We start from the raw sequence: 266 nt of genomic DNA, 5'->3' as shown, positions 1-266 counted from the left end.
AAGCCGAGCCCGAGGGTACCGACCGCGATCTCATCGACAAGCTGGAAGCGATGGTCGAGCAGGGCATGGCGGCCATGGCGGCCGGCGCTGCTGCTCCCGTAGCCGAAGCGCCGCCGCTTGTGCCGGAAGCGCCTGTCGCCGTTGAAGCCAGCCAGGGCGTGCTGGCCGACCCGAGCCTGGAGCGTCCGCTGCGTCCGGGCGAAGTCTCGCTCGACGAGCTCGAGCGCGCCTTCCGCGAGACCGCGATCGAAGTGCCGGTCCCGGTT

General features: G+C 71.1%; 1 protein-coding gene. It reads left to right on the top strand.

What is annotated here, in order from left to right:
- Positions 1-266: hypothetical protein (locus AC0L3J_RS38120; protein ID WP_473350575.1), on the top strand; the 266-nt coding region annotated here is incomplete at both ends.

Source organism: Bradyrhizobium sp. Kon37 (genome assembly GCF_055807535.1).
Note: the sequence above shows the minus strand (reverse complement) of the source record. Positions and strands in the feature narration are given on the sequence as shown.